This window comes from Microcoleus sp. B5-D4 (assembly GCF_036705145.1).
Classification (GTDB): domain Bacteria; phylum Cyanobacteriota; class Cyanobacteriia; order Cyanobacteriales; family Microcoleaceae; genus Microcoleus.
In genome coordinates this window covers 1-1,845 of sequence record NZ_JAUBTV010000184.1, presented here as the reverse complement: position 1 = coordinate 1,845, position 1,845 = coordinate 1, and the positions used below count along the sequence as shown (strand labels likewise).

The following is a 1,845-nucleotide window of genomic DNA, read 5'->3' as shown; positions in this document are numbered from 1 at the left end:
TACTCATTATTATCTCCGATGATTCACTTTTACTTCCTCAATCCGCGTATGTGCCAGTTGGGGGTGCGGAATGTGGGATCCAGAGGAAGTTAAGTTAACTGTCGAGTCCGTTGTAGGGGAACTTGTAGCGGCCAAACCAATAGTCGAGCCTGTTGTAGGGGAACTTGTAGCAGCCAAACCAATAGTCGAGCCTGTTGTAGGGGAACTTGTAGCAGCCAAACCAATAGTCGAGCCTGTTGTAGGGGAACGTAAAAACTACTACAACTCAGACACGGGATACAGCGGCAACGGCTGGCTAGAAAGCCACTACAAAATCAGGGTTAACGGCAAGCAACACTCAATCAACTGCCCTGAAATCGGATGCACCGGCCCTTACTACAGTTACCGCTGGATGGAAGGAAAGCGGCAGCGCGCCAAATACTGTCCGGGAAGCAAATGTCCGGCAGTCCGCAAAGCTCTCAGGAGCGGCGAACCAATTAGTAAAATCTTAGAAATTATCAACCAATGAAAATCTCCCAACTGCAAACTCGCTACGGTCTCGCCAGCAAACAATCTGTGTACGATCGCATGAAGGCACTGCAAATAGTTCCAATCAGCCGCGGTGAAATATCCAGCGAGTCACTGGACGAACTGGACAAACTGGACAAATTCCTAAAAAACAATCCAGGAGCCAAAATCTGGGAGTTTCCGAGGGATACAGAATCTTTGTCTAGCGGGCAACTGGACAATTCCACTAGACAACTGGACAATTCCACTAGACAACTGGACAATTCCACTAGACAACTGGACAATTCCACTAGACAACTAGACAACTTCAATGAAATCTTACAATTAGTAGAGGCGATCGCCCGCCACTTCGCCGCCAATCAAGACCCGCTGGCAAACTACAAGGCACTGGAATATGCCGCTAACCACATAATCTTACTGCCGACTTCCAAAATCAAAGAACTCACAGGGGCAAAACCCAGCAAAAACCAATTTCAACGGGGTACTTTTGTTTTTACCAAAACAGACAGTAAAATCGGACGAGAAAGAGCTTGGAGAATTCAAATGACGGCTAACGCATTCAGAGATGCAATGAAACAGAAAACCGCAAGCAATACCCGCTGGTTAGATCCTTAACTTCCAGCCGGGAAGTCACAACCATCCCTACAACAAACTCTACACTACGCCTGCCGCAGCCAGTGACCGCTACGCTAATTTTTCGGCGTCAACTCGCCCGACATAAATTTAAACTTCCACTACAATAAACTCAACGGGCGAGCTGCCACTCGAAAAATTTCACTGGCTGCTCTAACTCTAATTCCTGCGACCCTGATAATATTTGAGAGCACAAGCTAAACAGCGAACTTGCCAGCGGTAAAAATCACGCTCCTGCTTGAGACGAATAATCCGCTGAAGAAAAAAACAATATTGTCTTTTCATACAAAATATAAAACTAAATCAGAAAGTGGCACTCTGATGGTCTTAAAATCCCGTGTATGCCATGTAGAAGGACGCCCAGACCCTAATCGCTTCCCACCAGACCCGCCAACCTTAACTGATTTAATCATACAATCAAAGAAAATATTGATTAAGTTTGTGAATTCAAAATAGCTGCATCTATCTAGAAATATAGCTTTCACTATCTTAATATATATTTTCTTTACTCTGTTATACCGGGTATTACTCCCCCCGGTTAGCCTGCGGCGCCCTTAATTCTAGTCGGCGCGGCCGGGAGGGCGGGCCATAACCCGGCTCCCCCCCCGGCCCACGTTCTTCATCCTCGTTACCATTGTCTACACTGCTGTCTACATTATCTAGAGCCTTGTCTACACTAATTTTGACCATCTTTCAACCCCCTCA

General features: G+C 46.3%; 3 protein-coding genes. 2 read left to right on the top strand and 1 reads right to left on the bottom strand.

Annotated features, from left to right (window positions below):
- Positions 1-70: 70 nt before the first annotated feature.
- Both QUB10_RS34070 and QUB10_RS34065 read left to right on the top strand, forming a co-directional pair.
- On the top strand, positions 71-508 hold the full coding sequence (locus tag QUB10_RS34070; RefSeq protein WP_333207540.1) for a hypothetical protein: 438 nt from the start codon (positions 71-73) through the stop codon (positions 506-508).
- Positions 505-1,122: a hypothetical protein gene (locus QUB10_RS34065; protein WP_333207539.1), complete on the top strand. Its 618-nt coding sequence runs from the start codon at positions 505-507 to the stop codon at positions 1,120-1,122. The genes QUB10_RS34070 and QUB10_RS34065 overlap by 4 nt, the downstream gene beginning before the upstream one ends.
- A gap of 543 nt (positions 1,123-1,665) precedes the next feature.
- Here QUB10_RS34065 and QUB10_RS34060 read toward each other — a convergent pair.
- Positions 1,666-1,830 (bottom strand): hypothetical protein, encoded by a 165-nt coding sequence (locus QUB10_RS34060; protein WP_333207538.1) that lies wholly within the window; start codon positions 1,828-1,830, stop codon positions 1,666-1,668.
- Positions 1,831-1,845 lie beyond the last annotated feature (15 nt).

Coding starts and splice junctions, on each gene's coding strand:
- QUB10_RS34070 (WP_333207540.1), top strand. CDS start 71: ATGTGGGATCCAGAGGAAGTTAAGTTAACTGTCGAGTCCGTTGTAGGG.
- QUB10_RS34065 (WP_333207539.1), top strand. CDS start 505: ATGAAAATCTCCCAACTGCAAACTCGCTACGGTCTCGCCAGCAAACAA.
- QUB10_RS34060 (WP_333207538.1), bottom strand. CDS start 1,830: ATGGTCAAAATTAGTGTAGACAAGGCTCTAGATAATGTAGACAGCAGT.